General features: G+C 53.2%; 18 protein-coding genes. 3 read left to right on the top strand and 15 right to left on the bottom strand.

The genetic code is table 11. The features are described from left to right. Positions 1–105: 105 nt before the first annotated feature. Positions 106–1,014: a LysR family transcriptional regulator gene (locus GEV47_RS00840; protein ID WP_153232833.1), complete on the top strand. Its 909-nt coding sequence runs from the start codon at positions 106–108 to the stop codon at positions 1,012–1,014. Positions 1,015–1,107: 93 nt separating this feature from the next. Here the strand turns inward: GEV47_RS00840 and GEV47_RS00835 are convergent, their stop codons facing one another. The 7 genes from GEV47_RS00835 to GEV47_RS00805 all read right to left on the bottom strand — a co-directional run bounded on the left by GEV47_RS00835 (position 1,108) and on the right by GEV47_RS00805 (position 7,375). Continuing rightward, complete coding sequence (locus GEV47_RS00835) at positions 1,108–1,674, bottom strand: P-loop NTPase family protein (RefSeq protein ID WP_322741548.1); 567 nt, start codon at positions 1,672–1,674, stop codon at positions 1,108–1,110. A 115-nt stretch (positions 1,675–1,789) separates the two neighbouring features. Further along, positions 1,790–2,347: a DUF2726 domain-containing protein gene (locus GEV47_RS00830; RefSeq protein ID WP_153232832.1), complete on the bottom strand. Its 558-nt coding sequence runs from the start codon at positions 2,345–2,347 to the stop codon at positions 1,790–1,792. 263 nt (positions 2,348–2,610) lie between these two features. Beyond that, entirely contained in the window at positions 2,611–3,354 is a 744-nt protein-coding gene (locus GEV47_RS00825; RefSeq protein WP_153232831.1) for an SDR family NAD(P)-dependent oxidoreductase, read from the bottom strand. 107 nt (positions 3,355–3,461) lie between these two features. Further along, positions 3,462–4,106, bottom strand: coding sequence for an NADPH-dependent F420 reductase (locus GEV47_RS00820; RefSeq protein ID WP_153232830.1), 645 nt, complete (start codon positions 4,104–4,106; stop codon positions 3,462–3,464). Positions 4,107–4,164: 58 nt separating this feature from the next. After that, a complete protein-coding gene (locus GEV47_RS00815; protein ID WP_228124509.1) occupies positions 4,165–5,037 on the bottom strand; it encodes a pirin family protein in 873 nt (290 codons plus the stop codon). Between the two features lie 348 nt (positions 5,038–5,385). Beyond that, entirely contained in the window at positions 5,386–6,342 is a 957-nt protein-coding gene (locus tag GEV47_RS00810; protein WP_153232829.1) for a LysR family transcriptional regulator, read from the bottom strand. A 91-nt stretch (positions 6,343–6,433) separates the two neighbouring features. After that, the gene (locus GEV47_RS00805) at positions 6,434–7,375 is read right to left on the bottom strand and encodes a LysR substrate-binding domain-containing protein (RefSeq protein ID WP_153232828.1); all 942 of its coding nucleotides are present in this window, start codon (positions 7,373–7,375) and stop codon (positions 6,434–6,436) included. Positions 7,376–7,533: 158 nt separating this feature from the next. Between GEV47_RS00805 and GEV47_RS00800 the strand changes: the two genes are divergently transcribed. Continuing rightward, positions 7,534–8,232 (top strand): pirin family protein, encoded by a 699-nt coding sequence (locus tag GEV47_RS00800; RefSeq protein WP_153232827.1) that lies wholly within the window; start codon positions 7,534–7,536, stop codon positions 8,230–8,232. 55 nt (positions 8,233–8,287) lie between these two features. Then, complete coding sequence (locus GEV47_RS00795) at positions 8,288–8,710, top strand: DoxX family protein (protein WP_153232826.1); 423 nt, start codon at positions 8,288–8,290, stop codon at positions 8,708–8,710. A gap of 291 nt (positions 8,711–9,001) precedes the next feature. Here GEV47_RS00795 and GEV47_RS00790 read toward each other — a convergent pair whose 3' ends face one another. The 8 genes from GEV47_RS00790 to GEV47_RS00755 all read right to left on the bottom strand — a co-directional run bounded on the left by GEV47_RS00790 (position 9,002) and on the right by GEV47_RS00755 (position 21,278). Next, positions 9,002–10,048 carry a WD40/YVTN/BNR-like repeat-containing protein gene (locus GEV47_RS00790; RefSeq protein WP_153232825.1) on the bottom strand — a complete coding sequence of 349 codons (1,047 nt, stop codon included), beginning with the start codon at positions 10,046–10,048 and terminating at the stop codon, positions 9,002–9,004. A gap of 8 nt (positions 10,049–10,056) precedes the next feature. Further along, positions 10,057–12,474: an efflux RND transporter permease subunit gene (locus tag GEV47_RS00785; protein ID WP_153232824.1), complete on the bottom strand. Its 2,418-nt coding sequence runs from the start codon at positions 12,472–12,474 to the stop codon at positions 10,057–10,059. A gap of 56 nt (positions 12,475–12,530) precedes the next feature. Further along, positions 12,531–14,477, bottom strand: coding sequence for a DUF1302 domain-containing protein (locus GEV47_RS00780; protein ID WP_153232823.1), 1,947 nt, complete (start codon positions 14,475–14,477; stop codon positions 12,531–12,533). Between the two features lie 93 nt (positions 14,478–14,570). Next, positions 14,571–15,947 (bottom strand): DUF1329 domain-containing protein, encoded by a 1,377-nt coding sequence (locus tag GEV47_RS00775; protein ID WP_153232822.1) that lies wholly within the window; start codon positions 15,945–15,947, stop codon positions 14,571–14,573. Between the two features lie 110 nt (positions 15,948–16,057). Next, a complete protein-coding gene (locus GEV47_RS00770) occupies positions 16,058–17,464 on the bottom strand; it encodes a coniferyl aldehyde dehydrogenase (protein ID WP_194270544.1) in 1,407 nt (468 codons plus the stop codon). After that, complete coding sequence (locus GEV47_RS00765) at positions 17,457–18,740, bottom strand: DSD1 family PLP-dependent enzyme (RefSeq protein WP_153232821.1); 1,284 nt, start codon at positions 18,738–18,740, stop codon at positions 17,457–17,459. Before GEV47_RS00765 ends, GEV47_RS00770 begins: the two co-directional genes overlap by 8 nt. Further along, entirely contained in the window at positions 18,737–19,948 is a 1,212-nt protein-coding gene (locus GEV47_RS00760; RefSeq protein WP_153232820.1) for an MFS transporter, read from the bottom strand. Before GEV47_RS00760 ends, GEV47_RS00765 begins: the two co-directional genes overlap by 4 nt. Before the next feature lie 7 nt (positions 19,949–19,955). Further along, positions 19,956–21,278, bottom strand: coding sequence for a D-arabinono-1,4-lactone oxidase (locus GEV47_RS00755; protein WP_228124508.1), 1,323 nt, complete (start codon positions 21,276–21,278; stop codon positions 19,956–19,958). Positions 21,279–21,585: the final 307 nt, after the last annotated feature.

The following is a 21,585-nucleotide window of genomic DNA, read 5'->3' as shown; positions in this document are numbered from 1 at the left end:
TTGCAAAATCAAATAATAGCGATAGCATCAGTATTTTTAAAATTTATTATATTTATACCTAGCCATAATTATTAATTATGGCTTTGAGCGAAAGAAGGACCAGTTATGCGATTAAATCAAGTTGATCTCAATCTGTTTGTGATTTTCGAGACGATCTATGCCAAACGTAATCTCACCCGGGCAGCGGAGGTATTGTGTATTTCCCAGCCAGCGGTGAGCAACGCGCTGCAACGAATGCGTAAGACCTTTAACGATCAATTGTTTGTCAGTACTCCGCAAGGCATGGTACCGACACCGGTGGCGGAAAATATTATTGGTCGCGTCGGCGAGGCTCTGCAAATGCTCAATGCCAGCGTTCAGGAAGCCGATCAGTTTTTACCAGAAAATGCGCAAAAGGTATTCCGGGTAAGTATGAACGATTTGGCGGAAACCTTGATATTGCCGGCTTTGGGCGAAGTGCTGCAACGGCAAGCACCTGGCATTCGCATTGAGAGCTACTTTAGCAGCCGGCGCGATGTCCCCCGAGAGCTGGCGGCGGGGGCGCTGGATCTGGCTATTGACGCCCCGCTGATCAATGATCCCCAGCTATGTCACAGTCCGTTGATGAGCGAACGTTATGTCTGCATGTTACGCAAAGGGCATCCACTAGCCAATCAGCCGCTCAGTCTGGAAAATTATCTGGCATTGGGGCATATCCACATTTCGAGTCGCCGTGAGGGACTGGGGCATGTTGATGCAGCGCTCAACAAACTAGGCAAACCGCGCAAAATTCAGATGCGGGTTCAACACTATATGATGGCCCCACTCATCGCCATGCGCACTGATCTGGCACTGACAGCGCCGTTAGGATTGGTGCAAGGTTACGACGCAATACAACTAGAATTGCCGTTTGAACTGTCGACCATGGAATCGCACCTGTACTGGCATCGTAGCGCTGACCGAGATCAGGCTAATGTCTGGTTGCGGAACAAGTTATTGCAGTTTATGCAAATCGAAAATTGCGTTCAGAGCTAGATTGAATGGAAACAATCGTGCGCATAATTGGGTATCCGATACTGGCCGGACTTGGTCATACGCGAAAGATCGAATCCAATCCGAAACATCATCTTAAGCAAGATCAGCTAGAGCATTCCTGACCAAACGCACTCGCTCATCAACAGAAATATCTCCATCTAAATGAAGTATCGGACAGCTGCGCTGGCCCAGCCAATTCTGGTGCCGCGCCAAACTTCGTCCAGTCTGAATACCCTCGTCGTACTGGCTTGCCCAAGAAAGAAAGGTCGCATCGACCTTACCAAATCGCTCAATCTCCCTTTGAATAATCCGCGCCATCCTGATATCAGCTGGCAGATAAAGAAACACTATCAAATCAAAGGAGTTTTCAAGTTCTTCGCCCCACTCCAGAATCGAGCCTGCTACGACAGCATTTGGTAAAGACGCCAATTTTTCGGTAATTGCGCTTAATCGCTCCACACGATCTCGCTTTGCTTGAAACGGCGGCAACGTCGGTAGCCAATAGTAATCGTCCGCTTCTACGTGCTTAAATCCCACCGCATTTTCTAACGCTGCTGCAAGGGTCGAAGTGCCGGCGCCGGAGGCACCGATAATAAGAATTATCATTGAATAGGTAAGCCTTATTAATTCGGTTTCGATATAACTAATAAATAACGCCACCAAGATGATACGTGCTTAGTGCCAGCTTCAACCTTTGCATGATGTACTCAACGACACTTAATTGAATCTGGCCGGCTCCATTAACCGACCAATGCCAAGTCCAGGCTTTGACAACTCAACCCGCGCCGGTATTGCGGTACTTGCCAATCCCAATGCCAAAAATGCTGGTTTGAAGACTCTTGCTTTTCACTACTCTCGGCTTTCTGCCCGGATCCAATAAGGTAAATCGCTCTCTGATATCCGCTTCGCTTGGCAGCGAATTTGCACGCCATTTGATGATGTCGATGCCTGCTTTTTTCAGCGCCTTGTATTTTTTTTCATCCTCTTTGCTGAGAATCTTGTTGTTATGCGTCTTGTTATCTATTTCAATGACCGCCACCACGTCACTGGCTTTATCGCAAATCACGAAATCCAGATTCTTCGACGCCAGGGTATCCAGGCCGGCGCTGTCTTTAGTGCCCAGACAACGGCTCAAGCCGACTTGCGCCAACACCATGTAATCCGGAAGTGCGCCGACCAGCCGCCAGTACATGACTTGCTCGTTGTTCGATAAAGGTTTTTTCTTGATGTACTCACGACGCTTTTCCTGGGTCGCCTGTTTTTCCCGAGTTAATACGGTGATAACCACCATGATGACGAGAGTTAGCACCGTCAGTGCAATGATCGCTTTCATTATTATGTTTCCCCTGATTTGAACGCAGCGGCAATTATATTTCCATATGGAAATATAATGAAGTCCAAAATGCGGTACTTTTTACCGGTTTGCTCTAATCGCAGGCACGAGTTGGTACAAACGGGCATCTGGTGCGGTTAGCCGAAACGGGCGGCATCCATTTCGAGTCGAACACAGCAGCTCCTGAATCACTGAAAACGTCGCATTTCTGCCGTTACACTGAGGGAAACGCTGCCAATGAATCGGCGAAAATCATTGGCGGCCTAACCGATCCGGTAAGAACCACCGTCTACAACAATCGCCTGTCCGGTAATGAACGCAGCGTCATCGCTTGTTAAGAACAGAATCGCACCCGTAATGTCTTTCGGCTCGCCGAGCCGCTTGATCGCTTGCTGTTCCCAAGTGGCGCGTTTCTGAGCGTCGGGTTGAGATTCAGTAGCCTGCGTATTCGTCAAGCCGGGCAACACGGAATTTGCGGTGATACCGTCTTGCGCTACGTCGTTCGCCAAGCCTCGCATGAAGCCGATGATTCCCATCTTCGATGCCATATAGTGGCTCATGCCGGGCACAGCCAGACCGATGATATTGGACGATATGCCGATGAAGCGTCCCCATTTTTTTTGTCTCATCGCCGGCAGAAAATATTTGACGCTCAGGAAATGAGAATCCAGGTTTGTGACCATAGTCCTTCGCCACGTCTGCAGGTCCAAATCGTCAACAATGCGGTTGGGGAAATATCCCGCATTGTTGACAACGATATCAACACCACCCATATCTCGGGCTTTGGCGGCGACAGATTGCCAATCCTCTTCTTTCGTGACGTCAAGCTGAAGTGCCTGCACGACGGAGTCGTTTCTACTGGCGGTGTATTCCGGAGCAGCCAGGTCCGTCGCAATCACGTGCGCTCCGCGTTCCGCCAGTGCCAGCGCTATCGCCTGACCGATACCTTGGCCAGCGCCTGTCACCAGCGCCACTCTGCCTTCATGGGTTTTTATCGACTTGTTCATTTCTACACTCCTAAATCAACATTAATTAGAGGCCGCGCATCCCCAATAGCTAGCCGATACGACGAACACGGCTACGCTATCGGGGTAAGTCGCGACCATTCGTCGCCTCAGATTTTGATGAAGCCAGCCCCGCCCAATGCGCCGAACGGCAACGATGTCAGTGGTCCGCCTGCATCCAGCGTGCCGAGATCAACGCCAACGAAGCCGATCTTCTCCAATAAGGCGCGGACAGTCGTTTTGGCTTCGGTGTCGTCGCCAGAATAGAAAAGCACTCGGCGTCCACCCGATGTTTCCGGTTCTGCAAGAGCACGCGCATCGAGGTGATTGAATGCCTTGACGAGATGTGCGCCGTGAACGATCTCACGGACCACGCTACTCGAATGGCGGCCGCCGAGATCAACCGCCTTAATGCCGTATGTGGCCAGCGGATTGGTCGGATCCTTCGCGTCTGGGGAATCCGGGTCTATCCATTCGACGGGGTTGGTGGCGTCGACGACGATGCGTCCGTTCCAGGCAGGTAGTTGGTCAAGCACACGCTTTACGTCTGCCCAGCGAATGGCGACGACGACGATGTCAGCCTTCGCGGCGGCTTCCGTCGTGCCGGCTTTGATCGTGGGAGCCAGCTCTTTGACCAATTCAGCAAGGGATTCGGGCCCTCGACTGTTGGAGATGACGGCTGGTATGCCTGCTTTGGCGAATGCCCGTGCAATGTTGGATCCGAGCGCGCCTGCACCAATAATGCCAATGTTCATGATTTACTCCTCTATAAATTGATTCGGCTTAGGCCGCCGTGGCCATTTCTATCTGCCTTTATCGTGTCTGTTCGAAGACGCCTTGCGCGTGCAACCGCCTGCCTATCTGCGTGATGTTGCTTTCACCTTGCGACAGTGCGGCCGCATTGGTGTGAACAGAGTAAAAACCGGTGATCAAATCGTAAGGATGCTTGATGGCAGAGCCGAGAACGAAGCGCGTGTCGGAATTTGCTTCAAAATGGATTTCGTCTTCGGATTCATCAAACACGGCGAGTTCACCTGATGTAATGTGTTCTGTTGCCGACACTTCTCCTTCAGCAACGGCGATCCATGCCACATCGTGCTCTTTGGGCGGAACGAAGCGCCAGCGTTCACCCGCCTTCAGCCGCACATCGAGGTAGGTCATACCCGCCGGTGCTGCAACGATGCTTTTGTGCCCTTCGTATTCGCCCATGATGATTCGAGCGGGGCCAACTGCCTCAAAGGCGGAAGCGTCAAGATACTGGCTGTGCGGTTCGGCCAATTCAAATTCCGGCGGCATCGCGACCCAAAGCTGAAATCCTTTCCCGCGCTCCTTGCCATACAATCCGCCGGTGTGCCAGACGCCGCTGCTTGCACGCATCCATTCGACACCACCCGTGTCGATAATGCCCTCGCGCCCGGTCGTTTCCTTGTAGAAGGCCTGACCCGACATGATCAGCGTCAGTGTCGCGATGCCGGAATGGGGATGGAATCCGAACTTGGGGGCATTTGCCGCGTCGGCTTCGAAATGATCAAGAAATACGAACGGCTTGATCAGTTCGCCGACATCGCCCGGACTGACCAGTCGGGTAATCGCGCCGTGCGCATGTCCGCGGGTGCGCAGTATCACTTTGCGCTGCCGTTGACTGTCACGCTCAAATTGCGTGGATTCTGTGTGTATGGTCATCATTTTCTCCATGCCATAAGTTTCATAATCGGATTTGCCGCAGCTCTTGCCAGTTCGATAATCACACCTTGATACAGCTAAATGTCGAATTGGAGGTGAAGCGTTGATGAAAGAATAGATCTGCGCAATTCATCTGAATAGACGAAATATTTGGATGCTAACCATCGGTTTAACAGATGGATAACGGCGACCGTTTTGCCGCGTCTGCGATCCTCGTTAATTTCGAACGGTAGCGGGATGAGCGGAATTGACGATCTGACTTCGCTGACTATGAAATGTCGCTGTCGTCTGAATATCTTCTGGGGGAAATGTCGAAATCAAAGGCGCGAAGGATGAGTACGAAACCGATAACTACAACTTCGATTTGATGGCGTTTTTGCCTGGTGATTTTGCTGCGGGAATTGTGCTCGCTGGGGTGGGTATTTGCTTCAAGCGCTCGATGAACCAGCGCCCGGCGGGCCCCGGGGGCGACGAAGTCTGCCAGATGGCGGACATTGGCAAAATCGTTCCTTCGGGAGGAACATCTTCGATCTGCAGTACGGACAAGCGTCCGTTTTCAATATCGTCGCGTACGATATGCAGCGGCATACCGCCCCATCCCAGACCGTTCAAGAGGAAATGATGTTTGGCAAAGAGATCGCCTAGCCGCCAAGTCAAAGGCGACATCACGCCAAACTCACGGCCTTTTGACAGATCCGACCGGTCCGTCAAAACAATTTGCGTGTGCATCGCCAAGACATCCTTAGGAATCTTGCCACTGTACGAAGCTAACGGATGGTCACTGGCGCAGAGCATGAGAAAAGTCACGCCGGTGAGTCGCTCATAAGCAATCTTCGGTGGAATATGCGGCAGCGAACCGACGATTCCAACACTACAGCGCTCATCGAGGACAGGCTGCACGGCGCCCCCTAACGCTTCAACATAGACGCGCAGCGCGACACCGGGATACTGCAGCCTGAATTCTTTTGCGACTTGCGTCACCGCAGCAATCGGATACATGACATCGACGACGACGGATAACTCCGGCTCTAACCCAGCTGATATGCCTTTCGCGCGCGCCTTCAGCAGATCAACGTTTGTCACGATATTTCGCGCATCGGCAAGCAGCACAACGCCGGCCGGCGTCAGTTTTGGGTAACGACCAGATCGGTCAAACAGTTCGACGTCTATCTGCTGCTCAAGATTACTGATGGTTTGGCTGATGACCGACTGCGCTCTATACAGTTTGCGCGACGCAGCAGAGAAGCTGCCCTCATCGGCCGCGGTGATAAAGGTTCGCAATTGATCAAGCGATACACCGTCAAGCATGGGAAATGAATAGCGTCGTAGTCGATGGATAAATCGATCATATCCGGTTTCTACCAGATGGACAATTGCGTGCCAATTGCCAGCCGTTTGCCTACTTGTCCTCGTCTTCCTGCATCAAAGACTGCCAGGAACTCTCAGCCAGTTCGGCAGCCAGAAAATCGAGCAAGCTTCTGACCGCAGGAATCATCCCGCGCCGTGACGGAAATATGGCATGGATGATGCCCGAACGTGTACTCAAGTGCGGCAGCAGTCTGATTAGCATGCCTGCTCTCAATTCCGTCATCACCGCAAGCGCGGGCACGCAGGCTACGCCTATGCCCCGTAGTGCAGCAGAGCGTAGCGTGAGCAGGTCGTCGGTGTGCAGTCGCGGTGTGTGCACCAGCTCTTGAGTTTTGTTGTCCTTATCTTGAAAGCGCCATGTGACCTTGTCACCGGCATAGCCCATGGCGACAATCGGCATGCGCGCCACGTCCGCAAGATGAACAGGCATGCCTAGTTCTTGTACCAGTCGCGTGCTGGCGACGAGGATCATTTTCGACGGCCCGAAGGTGCGCATGGCGAGATCGGAGTCTTCAAAAGGTGGCACCCGGACACGGATGGCGATGTCGATGCCTTCATCGACAACGTCAACGCGACGATTAGTTGCGTCGAGCGCGACGCGTACCTGCGGTTCCGCGACCAGAAATTTGGCGAGGATGTCGGCCACGCCTCCTTGCAGCAGACCAACCGGGCAGCTCAGACGCACTAGTCCCTGTGGCGAAGAAAGCGTTTGATGTACGGCATCCTTTGCCGATTGCGCTTCCGCAATCAAGGCCACGCAATGGCCATAAAATGTCTTGCCGATCTCAGTCAGAGAGAGCCTGCGCGTAGTACGGTTAAGCAAGCGCACCCCCAACTCCGTTTCCAACGCACTGACGCGTCGACTCAGCTTGGACGTCTGCATGTCGAGCGCCTCGGCTGCAGCAGAATAGCTGCCTGCATCGACGACTTTGACAAAAAAGACAAGATTATTCAGGTCATTGATCGGTGCCATGCTTACTCTCCCATCGTCCGATTTCCGTTTATTTTTCTATTTTCGACAAATATCAATTCTATTTCAAGCCATTAATCTTAATTTGTTGCTGGATTATGCTGTATTCATCAGCTCGTAAGGTGCACTGCGCACCAACTTGACGACTCATGGAGAACAGCATGTTACAAATTCGAAACTTGGATTCACTCGCCAGCAGCGACTTGACCTGGCTAAAGGCCAAACATCATTTCGCACTCGATGGATACAACAACGCGGCACACGCGCCGTTGGGCAGCCTGATCGTCTTGAATGACGACGAGGTGGCACCTGGCACAGGGTTTCCGATGCATGGCCATCGCGACATGGAAATCGTGACTTATGTCAGGGAAGGTCTGCTCGAACACGTCGACAATTCCGGCGGGCGCGGACAGATTTCAGCAGGTAACGTTCAGGCATTTTCTGCAGGCAGCGGCATTCGCCATTCGGAAACCAATCCAGGTAGCGTACCGCTGAAGCTTTTCCAAATCTGGCTGCGCCCGCGTCGCCTCGGTATCGCGCCACGCTGGTCGACGAAGCCGTTCCCCAAGGCCGAACGGGCTAATCGCTGGATAGTGCTGGCGAGTGGCATGCCCGACGATAAGCAAGCCATTGCAATCGAAGCGGACGCCCGCGTGCTTGGCGCGACGATCTCAAGCGGCCAGTCTTTGGACTATCAAATCGGCGGTTCTCGCTACGTCTATCTGGTGGTTGCGCGCGGCACGGTTTTGGTCAACGGATTGCGCCTTGATGCACGCGACGGCATCGCGGTCAAAGATGTTTCAAAGATCATCGTCGCAGCAATCGGCGATGCGGAAGTTGTTCTTGTCGATGCAGTTTGATTTTCGCTGTTTTTATTTTTTTAATTTTTAATTTTTAATTTTTTAGGAGCACATCATGTACACACCCAACAAATATCTGCCTTTGATCGGCCGTATCCTCATTGGCGTACCTTTCATCATGAGCGGCATTGGAAAACTGACTTCCTATGCTGCTACCGTCGGTTACATTACCAGCGTCGGCTTGCCGCTGGCGGGATTAGGATTTGCCATCGCGGTGCTGATGGAAGCTGGTGGCGGCACCTTACTCCTGCTAGGCTACCGCACGCACCTGGTTGCCCCCTTGATGGCCTTGTTCACATTGGCGACCGCTATCTTCTTCCATCACAACTTTGCGGATCAGAACCAAATGATCCACTTCCTCAAGAACGTCATGTTGATGGGTGGTTTGCTCAACATTGCCTACTTCGGCGCCGGTCCGGTCAGCCTCGACAGTGCGTCGGGCAGGCAAGCCTTAGCACCAGCCGGGCAACACACCTGACCACGGCACAACGGGACTACGGGCAAAACCGACCCGCAATTTCCTGGAGGGCATGGATCAGACCGATCCATGCCCTCATTTTTTTGCCATTCACATCAAGCTCCCGCTAATTTGTATAGCGACGCCACACCAAAAAAATAAGAAAGAAAATAAGAATCGTCGCTCAACTTAATTTTGTTCCCGTATTGCCGTTATCTCAGTCACGCAACTAAGTACTCCTCCCTTCCCTATTCCTCACAAATTTTCAATAATTTTCAATACTCGTCCGCTAGCGTGTCAACTTCTGATGATTTATTGGATCGCTTTTGTGTCGCCATCAACGCTCACCACTCCAGCCAACGAAAACGGTATCAGGGTTGCTGCTCCTTTACCTGCAATCTTGGCCAGCGCAGTAATGGGTTCATCGCCGGCGCTATGCCGCAGCGTAAAATGGCGGCCGCCGTCCTCGCTGTGCAGCAAGGTTCCACCCATGCCGCCAGCCACCAGTTCATGATCGGACAGCTGGATCACATCGGTCAGCGATTGGGTGGTGCCAGAGCTAACTGCTTGCCAGCTTTTTCCATCATCGCTGCTGCGGATGATATGGCCGCGCATGCCGACTGCAACCACTGTGCTGACGCCATTATCGGAAAACGTGACGGCACTCCAGAGTGAGCCTTTTTCGCCGGTATCGATCACATCCCAATGCTTGCCGCCATCCTCAGATCGAAATACCGTACCGGCCTCGGCAATAATCAATACGGTGCCGGTGCCGGTAGTAACAATGCGGTACAGATGACGGTCTGCTGCATCGCCGCTGCTCAGTTTGATTTCGCTCCATGTGACTCCGCCATCGCTGCTGCTCAAGGCCATGCCGAATAAGCCCACCGCCAGCCCCCGATTGGCATCGGCAAACCAGATCGACAATATCGGTTGTTCCTGGCCGTACTGTTGACGCAATAATGACCAGTTTTCACCGCCATCGACAGTTTTAAGCACTACGCCGTCATGACCTGCAGCCCAACCGGTTTTATTGTCGATAAAAGTAACCGAGGTCAGCATGGTACGTGTCGGTACGCTGTGCGCCTGACGATATTTTTTGCCGTCGTCGGACAGCAAAATCACGCCATGATCACCGACCGCTATCACCCTGCCGCTGGCCGTGGTTGTCGCTGCCAGCAACGCTGTACTGACAGCTTGTTGCTGCAACTGTGCGGGCCGGTTAGTCGGCCAATCGGATGGCGCCTGCTCGACCGCACCCACATTTGCACTAACGAATATCAATGCGGAAAATAGTCCGGAAAACACCATAGAAAACGAAACAAAATTTCCATGCGAATTTTTGAGTATTGATGACATGTGCTTCCTCAATGAGCAACCAACGATGACGTGTGTACCGCGCCAGCGCGGCGCGGGAAAATGGATTCCAGCACCACTGCGAAAGCGGGCAGCAAGGTCACGGCCATCACCATATTGACCAGGAACATGAAAGTTAATAATTTGCCCATGTCGGCCTGAAACTGCAATGGCGAGAACGACCAGGTGGCGACGCCAATCGACAGAGTCAGCGCAGTAAATATGGTCGCAACGCCGGTTTCATGCAAGGCGCGTTCGACCGCATTGCTGATATTCATGCCCGCTCCCAGATGCAGTTGCAGGCGGTTATAAATATAGAAAGCGTAATCGACGCCGATGCCGGTGGCCAGCACCATGACCGGTAGGGTCGCCACAGTCAGGCCAATATTCAGATCTTTCATGAACCAATAACCAAGCCAGGTTGCCACCGTCAACGGCAAACAACACGCCAGCATCGCACGCCAGTCGCGATAAGCCAGCAGCACCAGTACCAAAATGGCGGCGTACACATAGAGCATCATCGGCAATTCGCTTTTTTCCAGGACCTCATTGGTCGCTGCCAGCACGCCCGCGTTACCGCTGGCCAGACGGATATTGACTCCGCTCAAATGATTTGCCTGGCGAAACTTCTCTACCGCAGCGACGACACCCTTGATGGTAGTTGCCTTGTGATCGCTCAGGTACAGGTTGACACCTTGGGCACGACAATCCGATGAAGAAAAGCCGTGCAGCTGGTCATTTGCGCTGCCGAATTGCGATCCCAGTCCACGCGCATCACGGGTGATGGTGGTCATCTTCGGATTACCTTCGTTGAGTCCGGCATTGATACCCTTCAGTACATCGGCCACGGAGCGTATCGACATCACACCAGGAACACTGCCCATCTGCTGCGCAAAATCATCCATGAAAAGCTGTGCATCTGGACGGGCGCAAGCGTCCAGCTTGCCATTCGGCGCAACTTCAAACACCACTGTCAGCCAATCCAGCCCGACATTGAACCGCGACGTAATATCGGCGGCGTCACGATTGAAGCGTGCCTCGGGACGCAACTCGTCGGCACCAGCCTGCAAGCTGCCGACGTGACGCCCCTGACTTTGCCAGACCGCTACGCTGAACAAGGCAACGCCTAGCCCCACAACAATCCAGGCGTTGCGTGGGCGTGCTACCAGTGCCAGCCAGCTGAGCCAGCGGCTGTGCTGTTCACGGCGGCCGATGGCTCGTTGCGCGTATTCTTGCGAAAAGCTGAAATACGAAGCGGCAAGCGGCAGCATCACAAGATTGGTAATAATTTTATAGCCGACACCTATCGAGGCCGCAATTGCCAGCTCACGTATCATCGGAATCGGAATCAGGGTCAGCGTAATGAAGCTGATGAATGCTGTCACCAGCGCCAGCGTTCCCGGTATCAGCAATCCGGTGAAACTATGGCGTGCCGCCAGTTCGGTATTCTTGCCGTCGGCGATTTCACGCACAATGAAATTAATCTGCTGCACACCGTGCGAAACGCCGATGGCAAATACCAGAAACGGCACCAGAATCGCTAACGGATCGAGACCAAAACCCAACAGTCTCAAGGTGCCGAACTGCCATACCAGCGAACTGAGGGAACATACCAGCGGTAGCAGTGTCAGTCGCCAGGAACGGCAATACCAATATACCGAAAGCCCGGTCAGCAGCAAGGCGATTCCGAAGAAAGCCGTCACCCGGCTGGCTTCCTCACCTATATCGCCAATCGCCTTGGCGAAGCCGATGATCTGGATCTCGACGTCGGCATTTTCGAAATGCTTGCGCACCTTGTTTTCCAGCAGTTGATTAAAGGCGCGGTAATCGAGCGGCTGGCGGGTTTGCGGATCGCTATCCTGCAATTCCGCCAACACCATCGCACTGGTCTGATCGCGCGATACCAGATTGCCGAGATAACCACCGGCAGCAACCCGATCGCGAATGTCGGAGATCACTTGCGGATTCAGTTTTTCTGGAATGATGTCGCCGCCGGTAATCGGCATCGCTTTGAAACCATCCTCCGTGATTTCGGTAAAAAAAACATTCGGTGTCCATAGTGACATAACGCTGCTGCGATCTACTCCTTGCAGATAATTCACAGCCTCAGTCACGCCCAGCAATTGCCGTAGCACTGGCGGATTCCAGATCGTACCGTGCCGCGCATGTACCACCACGATCAGGCGATTGGCGCCGAACAGTGCTTCCCGGTATTGATTAAACGTCTTGATGTATTCATGTTGCTGCGGCAGCGTCTTTTCAAACCCTGCCGACATACGTAAACCTAGCGCCAGTACTGCCATGCAAAGCGTGAATACGCCGAACGTCAGCAGCACCGCAAAACGGCGCTTGAACAAGGTCAATTCCAACCTTGCCACCAGACGCAGCAGCCAGCTACCCTTGATAAAATTTTGCGTTGAACCATCCATGCCTGCATCCGATCATTGGTTAATCTACTGTCTTTCTGCCCTACTTTCGATCCGCGTCAGAATGACGTCGTCAAGCTGAACGTGGCAAAGTCGCGATCACGATACGAGTTGGACTGCCCACCGCCGTAGTTGTGAGTGTAATCAACGCGCATCTTGGTCCCTGGCTTGGTCTTGAAATCCACCGTCAGCCCGACCACTACCGCACCCGCGCCTTGTATGAAGCCAGGCAAAGCGCTGGCAGAAACGCCCGAGAGTCCATACGACAATGCCAGGTCTGGCGCGTAGGATGCCTGGCCGCCAAATGCCGCTGGATAGTTGACACCGATCTGCGCCACCATGCCAGTCGACAATTTGGTCGGCACCCGATAATCGGAAGTCACCGAAAAAGGAATGCCTTCATTGAGGTTCAGATCGGGATAGAAGGCGGCCGCCAGTTCCCCGGTAAATGTTCCCTCAGTCGCACCCAAGGCACGCAGCAAACCGCCGAAAGTGCCACCCGGGGTAAAGATGTTCAACGCGGTCAGGTGGAACTGATATTTTTTCTCATCAATAGCACCGCGACAGACGTAGCCAGTAGGACGATAGTTGGCAGGATTCAGATCGGCATTGCAGTAGTACGGATCATTCGGATTAATGACGATGGTTGGGTCGATTGGCGTGCTTTCTTTTGGTCGAAACGAGAGTTCCGTGCCAAACGCCCAATCGCCGGCGCGGGTATTGTACGAGACACCAAACAGATTGCGATCTTCCGCGTAATCCAGATAGATATCCTGCCAGCCGAACGGATTAGCGGTGGTGTTCCGGTCAACACGAATGCTGGCAAACGGCACCTTGTCGTTATAGCGAATATAGTAAAACGCCAGTTCATCGCCGCTGTCAGGAAACGAGTAACGCGTCGATAACCCGAACTGTCCGCTATTTTTGGGATCGTGGTCCATTCCCCGCGGGATCACACTACCGGTTCCGATCAATGGGCCGTACAGTGGATTGGTACTGGGGTCGGCCAGTTGGCCGACTGTCAAGCGCTGGTTGTACGGCAATCCGGTGGCCGGGTTAACGCCGATGATACGAGTTCCGGTATCACCGACAGTGCCCGGCGGTGCCGGTGGCAAACCAAGTGGACCGGTAACGGAATTGACCAGCGATGTCGGCAGGAAAGCGCCGCTGGAACCAGGTCCGACAATATCGCTGGTCGAGAAAAAGGTGCCTACCGGGTCGAATTTATATCCATTCCAAAGAACCTGATAATAACCTTCGACACTCAAGCCTTTAGCCACTTCGGCATTCAGAGACAAGATAGGCGCCGGGCGAAAAATCTCTTTCAGTTGCACGCCGGGACTATGCGCACGCTCCACATCAATAGCATTGATAGAGTTAATCCCGCCGGGAATGAAGATATCCTCGCCCCAACTGATGACTTGATTACCAGCCCGCACCCGTACCGGATGCTCATCTATGTCGAACTCTTTATTGACGTAGGCATCGAGCATCCGGATGTCGCTTACCGCGGCACTACGCGCATCGGGTTCCAGAGGCGCATAACTGGTGTGATCTACAGCAAAATCGTAAGACCAGGCAGCGCGAAACAGGCCACTCCAGCCATCCGGTCCCTTTATGTACAGATCGTGTACACCGCGTAAGGCAGCCGAGGTTAATTGCCCGCTTTTATAGTTGAGATCGCCGTTGTCCTGATTCAATCTGGCAAGATCATAAGTTTGATTAAAGTTGGTTGGATCGCGGCGCGCAATGTCAACCTGATTGGTGCTGGCACAACCACCATTGTCCTGACCTATGAAGGTACAGTTCGGGCTAGACGTACGCACTGCCATACCAAAAGAAACGGCTGAATCAAAACTTCCACTGATACCGTTGCCAAGATCGAATTGTTCCGCCATCGCTGAATGGCCAAATATCGTCGAACTGCCCAATACGAGTGTCACTATCATGCGCGGTTTGAAACTGGATCGTCTTTTTTTTGCTATTTTTTTTGCTATTTTTTTCATTGTTGTCTCCCCCAGGAATGCAAATAAACTGTGCGCAGTATGTTGATGCGCGACGACCCGTTACTTACCGGCCGTCGCCGCCTCAAACATCAATCAACGCGTAGCAAAACGGCGCAAGCCGTCAGGCTCGAACATCGACTCTTTGACTCGTCCATCGCGCCCAGCCAGCCAGTCTGATTGTTTTTGTCCAGCCGGAATCCGCTCCGCAATGTAGCGCCCAAGTGACAGATCATGACTGGCATAGGCTTCCTGCACGCAAGCCGGCAATTCGGTCGCCATCACCACGCCGCTTTCCATCACGCGCTGCACTTTGCCCTGACCGTCATACAGATCTTGCACCAGCACTTGCCAGGAATCCTCGTCCAGATAAAAAACCCGCTTCGGGAAAGTGTGACGTGCGCCCTGCTTGACTGTTGCCTCCACTTCCCACACCCGATGAATTTCATAGCGCGTCAAATCGCGATTCAGAAAAGTCGGCTGCACCACATCGCTAATCTTTGCGGTCACCGAGTTAAGCTTGTTCCAGTTGTAGGGAACGATCATCTCCTTCTTCCCTACCAGCTTGTAGTCGTAACGATCCAACGGGCCGTTGTACATGGTGTATTGATCGATGGTTTCCAGATTTTCATCATTCAAAATAGGTGCATCGTAGGAATAAGTTGGCGCGCGCCGCACCCGACGCTGACTGGCGAAGTACAGCCAGATATCATTCGGCTTACCGATGTAACTGTGCGACAAAGTCACATCACCGGCAAATTGGGCAGGCGCGATGTAGGGACTCAGATACAGGGATTCAACACCTTTGGCACCGGTGATCGTGTTGTTCTGCGCAGTCGACAAGGGAAACAGGATGTAGTCTTCCTGAATCAGCGGTTCGCCGATGCCGCTTCCACCTTTAGGCGGAACCACTGTCGCATACGCCCAGGTCAAACCTTCGCCCTGATAGCGCATTTTGAAATTCCACATCGCCTCAACCCCACTGGTCGGCATCGGGAACGGATAACCCGCAGTCTTGGCCTCGGCCAGCTCATAGCCATTGGCAGCGAGCTTGGCAAAACCAACATTTTCTTTGGTGCGCTGGTACACGAAATCCGGATAGCCGCAAGAGCGATGAGTCGGATACACATCCATCCGATAACCCTTGATACTCTTGATCAACTGCACTTGGCCCGGCGACAGTTTACTGGCGTATTTATCGACATTAGCAGCGTTGATTGTGGTCACGACCTTGTCCGCCGCATATGGATCCGGACGCGGCTGCCCGGCCTTGTAACCGGCTGGGGCAGTAACATCACCACCACTCCAGGCTGGAATCGTGCCATCTTTGTTGCCAGCTTTTTCGGCACCTACCGGGGTCAATTCACTTCCCAGTTTTGCGGCTTGTTGTGCCCACAACGGTGTGGTCAGCAGGCAGCAGGCACAGACTGCGGATAGCATCAATACAGATGCTTTAGGTTTAATCGGATGCATTTATTGTCTCCTCGCAAGGTCAAATTACAGAATGGTCAAAATATGCCGATTTCTTGTTACGTCTTTATATTTATTAGGTACAACGAATTTCAATAAACGCCAGCCCGCTATCAGCGCACCAGCAATCTCATCATCATCTTGAATGTCCTCCCATATGGCGGCTTGAACAGCGACAATCCATTGATCGCAGACTGATGAAAAATCGGCTTCATCTTCGACAATGTCTGGAATCCGTACTCACCGTGATATGCACCCATACCGCTGGCACCAACACCACCGAACGGCAGATCATCCTGAGCGATATGCAGCAAGGTGTCGTTGATAGAGACACCGCCGGCCACAGTATTGGTCATCATCCTATTGATGTTTGCATGGTTCTTTTCGAACAAATACAGCGCTAGTGGGCGCGGATGCGAGTTGATATACGCGATGGCCTGCTCCAGAGAGCCATAAGGCATCACCGGCAAAATAGGTCCGAAAATTTCTTCCTGCATCACGCGCATATCGTCATTCACACGCGTCAGCAATACCGGCGGCAAGCTACGCGACGCGACATCCGGCGCGGCATCCGACAACGCGATCACTTGCGCGCCGCGCTGCCCGGCTTCATCGATCAACGATTGCAGCCGCGCGAAATGTTGTGAGCTAACGATGCTGGTGTAGTCGGCGTTGCTTGCAAGATTTGGATACAGTGTGCCAAACACGCGTATTGCGGTATCGATAAAGCGCTGTAGCTGGTCTTCCGGCACCAACACATAATCCGGCGCAATGCAGGTCTGCCCGGCATTGAGTAGCTTACCGACCAGAATACGCTCCACTGCCTTATCGAAATCACAGTCAGGCCCGATAATGGCTGGCGACTTGCCGCCAAGCTCCAGCGTGACCGGCGTGAGATGCTCACTCGCCGCACGCATCACGTGACGACCGACTGCGGTCGACCCGGTGAACAGCAAGTGATCGAACGGTAGATTGGAAAATGCACGCGCTACCTCAGCATCACCATTAACGACGGCGATCTCGTCCGCTGCGAAATTGGCGGCAATCAACCGTGCGAACAGATCGGCAAAACGCGGCGTGTATTCCGACTGCTTGAGCATCACGCGATTGCCCGCTGCCAACGCTGCCGTCAAAGGACCTATTGCCAACATCAACGGATAATTCCACGGCACCACGATGCCGACAACGCCCAACGGTTGCGGCATCAGTTTTGAAGCCGCCGGTTTGAACCAGAGACCTGTGGAGCGCCGCCGCACGCGCATCCAGCGCTTGCCATGGCGCAGCGCATGCGCTATGCCTTCGACCGAGGGAAATACCTCTGCCAGTTCGGTCTCCTGCTGTGGCCGGTTACCGAAATCGGCCGAAATCGCTGCAGCGATGTCAGTCCGATTATTCATCACCAATGCACGCAGCCGGCGCAAGCGATCTGCTCGCGTAGGCCAGTCTGGCATTGGGGTTTGGCGACTGGCGACATGCATCGCATCAAAAACAGCTTGGATTTTAAGCATGGCATTAAGCATGGTGAACACCTGCACATTTCGAAGTTTGCACCGGAGCACTGTTTTCCTGACGTGGCCCTTGATCAGAGGACCCGAGGACAGGCCAGTAGTCGATAATTCGGCCTTGACGCACAATCACAAGCGCTCCGAATTGCAACATGACAGCCTCACTTTGGGTTGGTCGCAAAAAGATATAGTCATCCGGCGACAAACCTGTCGCCGCAGAACCATTGACGAACTGTTGATTGGTGCTATAACCCATCATCGGATGTTCGATCAGTCCGCGCGGGGATTCGTAACGCGCCAGCCAATGTCCGCCATAAAGAAAGTATGTGCGGCGTCGATTTGGATTCCACCATACGCCAAGTCGACCGATCCAATCAGCTCCCGGAACTTTGGTTCCTTCCAACATCTTCAACACAGGCGTGGCAATAAACATCGCTGGTCGATGTTCAGTCAACTGCGGCAAATCGAAATCTGTCGGTTTAACCAGCGCGGAACCCACAGATATATCGTTGATGATTGTCTGTCCTTGATACAGACGATATGACATGCTGCCACCGGCATTCAGTATCAAATCCTGCGTTCTCAGTTCGGGAAAAACCGCCTCGGCAACCTGCACGAAATCCTGATACCGAGCCATGACTTGCGCATGCAATTGCGCTTGTGTGCCAAAGACGCGTGGCAGTTTGGCGATATGCGGTTCGTATCCCATGAAGCCGCCGAATGTCAGATGTCCGGCATTGCTCTTGATGAGCTTTAGCATGTTGTAAAGCACTTGCTTGTCCGTCACTCCGCCACGATGCAGGCCGACATCAAGTTCGATGTTGATACGCAGACGAAGCCCGCGCCCCTGAGCAAGCGCCAGATATTGCACCAGGCGCTCAGGCGTATCGACCAGCCACTGCAATTGTCGTGCGGGGTCAAATGCACCGCGCAACTGTTCATAGAATGCGGCAACAGCGCGAACTGGCATCGGTTTCCCAAGCAGAATGTCAGCGTCGGCAAACCGTTGCGCTTCTTCATTGAGGAAAGGCTGATGAAACGCCATCAATCGGTTGGTACCGGATGCTTTAAGAATATAGTCGAGCAAATCAAGTGAAGGCAGTGATTTCGCGACGACGCGCAACGATGCGTCTGAACCAACCGTTTTTCTGACGATGGCGAGATTGTGATCCAGCTGGTCAAGATCAACAACTAGACAAGGGTGCGCCGGACCATGCTTGCGCAACTCCGCGTTGAGCGTCGAAAAATAGTGATCATGCGGTGCGCCGCGGTCAACACGTATCGGCATCATGCCTCTCCCACATGGACGAGCAGGTGACGCCGCATCGCTGGAGCAAAGCGCAGCAACACGCACAGTACTGCGAGCATGCACAAGATCAGCATGATCACCGCTTGCGGCCAGCCCAGCATGTTTTTGATACGTTCGAACAAAACGGTCATCGCCAGCACGCCTGCATTCCCCACCGTCCAGAACAGGCCCGCAGCAATCCCGGCATGCGTCTTTGGTACCGCTTCGTCAATCACGGTCAGCGACAGCGGCAACAGCGGTAGCCAGAAAAATCCGAGCAGCGCACCGCAAGCGATACCCCATGTGACGCTGCCAGCGGCGAATAGCGGATATATCAGTAATGCCGAAGGCAACAGGCAAGCGGTGATCATGCCAAGCACGCTGCCGGATTTTGTAGCCAGGGCCGGAATGATCATCGCGCCGACTATCCCTCCTCCCACCACCGCAGCCATGGCAAAACCGGCATCGTCGATACCGAAGCCACGTGCGCTCCAGACCGCCTCCAGCCAGGTAGTCGCGGCATTGAAGCAGCCTTGTATCAGGAAACTGGCAATCAGAATCACCAGCAATGCGATATTGCCTCTGACCTTAAGCGGTGCTGGTTTTTTGATTTGGGCGGCTGGCGTTGCGGACTGCCGCTGCTGGTGATGGACAAATAAATACGTCAGCAAGAACAACAGAAAAGCGGCAGCGGCATGAATTGCCATGGAACCGGCAAGATGGAAAGCCGCGAACAACACCGGCGATACTGTCATCGCCAGCGCCAGACCTGCAAAGATGGCGATCGCGCAAATGCCGGTTATCTTGGCTTCGTCACGGGCGTCGAACCAGTCTGACGCCAGCACCGTAATCGGCGTGACGATGAAGGGAGTGGCGATTGCAACGCCGGTTTGTGCCAGCACCAACACCCAGAAATTATCTATCACCCGCAACATGCTGCAGGCAGCCATCAAACCGGTGCCAATAAGTAGCGAGAGGCGGTAACCGCGGTTATCGATCAAACGTCCGGCTGGTGCCGAAACCAGAATGCTCATCACTGGAAACACCAAAATAAGCAGACTGGCAAACAATTCGCTGACGCCGTAATGCTCCGAAACAAAGGTCAATATCGGTGCAAAGTCATACCAGAACACCTGCACCATCATCAGTGCTGCGCAAAAAATGGCCAGAACTCCCCAACGCTGCCACGGTGAAATATGCACGTTATTCATATTGTTCTTAGCCCTCAAAAAAACGTTTCAGCAACGGGTTGAGGAAAACGCCTGAAGGATCGATCTGATTGCGTAAAGCGATAAAGTCGTTCCAGCGCGGATAAAGTTTGCCGAGCTGGCTGGCACTAAGATTATGCATTTTCCCCCAGTGCGGGCGGCCGCCATGATTAAGGAAAATCGCTTCGGCAGCACGAAAATAAGCATCATGTTCCATGCCGACATACTGGTGCACCGAAATCGACGCGGAATCACGACCATAGAATGGCGAGAGCCAGATGTCATCGCCTTTCACATAACGGTACTCGACAGGAAAATGTACCAGCACTTTATTTTTTTCGATATATGCAGCCAGTTCGCGCAGCGCTTCCGGGCCCCGTTCGGCCGGGAGTTCGTACTCCATCTCATTGAAGCGCACCAGGCGCTCGGTCGAAAAGGCACGATGGCAATCGGCTACCATCACAGGCGCTTTGTCGCCAACCAGTTTGCCGATCAGCCTCGCAATCCCTGGCGCACGCGCAGGCTTGGCTCTTACCAGACGTGACAGCAACCCAAAGACACCGTTTTCCAGCGCCATTTCCATCGCACTCGTCAAACCCTGATTGGAAACCGGCGCATCGGTCTGATTCATCAGCTTGGCCACAGTCTTGCGGGTGTGGGGAAACCAGTAGAACTCGAAATGACGATTTTTTTGCGCCAGTGCCGGTGCCATGTCAAGACAGACATCCAGATCCATGGTTTGCTTGATCAATTCAAGCCGGTAAGCAGGAACGACGTCGATCTTGATCTTCGCCATGACGCCCAGACTGCCCATCGCTACGCGCGCCGCGGAAAAAAGATCGGCCTCTTGTGTCGGCGAACAGTCGACCGCTTCACCATTCGGCATTATCAGCGTCATGGCCCGCACCTGCGTCGAAATTGATCCCAATCCTATCCCGGTACCGTGGGTACCGGTTCCCACCGCGCCCGCCAACGACTGCTTGTTGATGTCACCCAAATTCAGCATGGCGCAACCGCTTGCGCTTAACTGCTCACCGAGCGTTTTGAGATCGGTACCGGCCCAGACTTCGGCAACACCCGCGTCTATTGCGGTAACGCCGCTCATGTTACGCAGCGAGAGCAGCGAGCCACCGGTTTCTACCAACGGCACAAATGAATGGCCGCTGCCCACCACGCGCAAGGATTGCCCGGAGGCGACAGTAGTGCGCACTACTGTCTTCAATTCGTCCATGGAGCCGGGTGAGAAATACTGCGCGGGTGAAAACTGCACGGATCCGGACCAGTTACGCCAATCTGTCCGCCGTTCTTGAGGCACCGAAATTGCTTGATCCAAACTACACTCCTCGATTGCTGCTACACCATCTCCGGTTGGGTATCGGCTGCTTCCCTCTATGTGGGCAACAGCAAACATCCAAATTATTGTCTTATCATCATCTCCAAAATACCTGCCACATACGCGCCAAATTCGCACGAGTTCATTTCTTACGGGCATTTTTTTGATGTAATATATTCGAAATAATTATAGGTACTCAGTACTGGGGATGACAGGACAGCAACAGCAAATATGGGAACATATCCGGCCAAAATGCACCTTGCAAAAAACGTTATCCTCAGCATTACTGGGCAATCGAGACGAGGAG

This window comes from Glaciimonas soli (assembly GCF_009497155.1).
GTDB lineage: Bacteria > Pseudomonadota > Gammaproteobacteria > Burkholderiales > Burkholderiaceae_D > Glaciimonas > Glaciimonas soli.
Note: the sequence above shows the minus strand (reverse complement) of the source record. Positions and strands in the feature narration are given on the sequence as shown.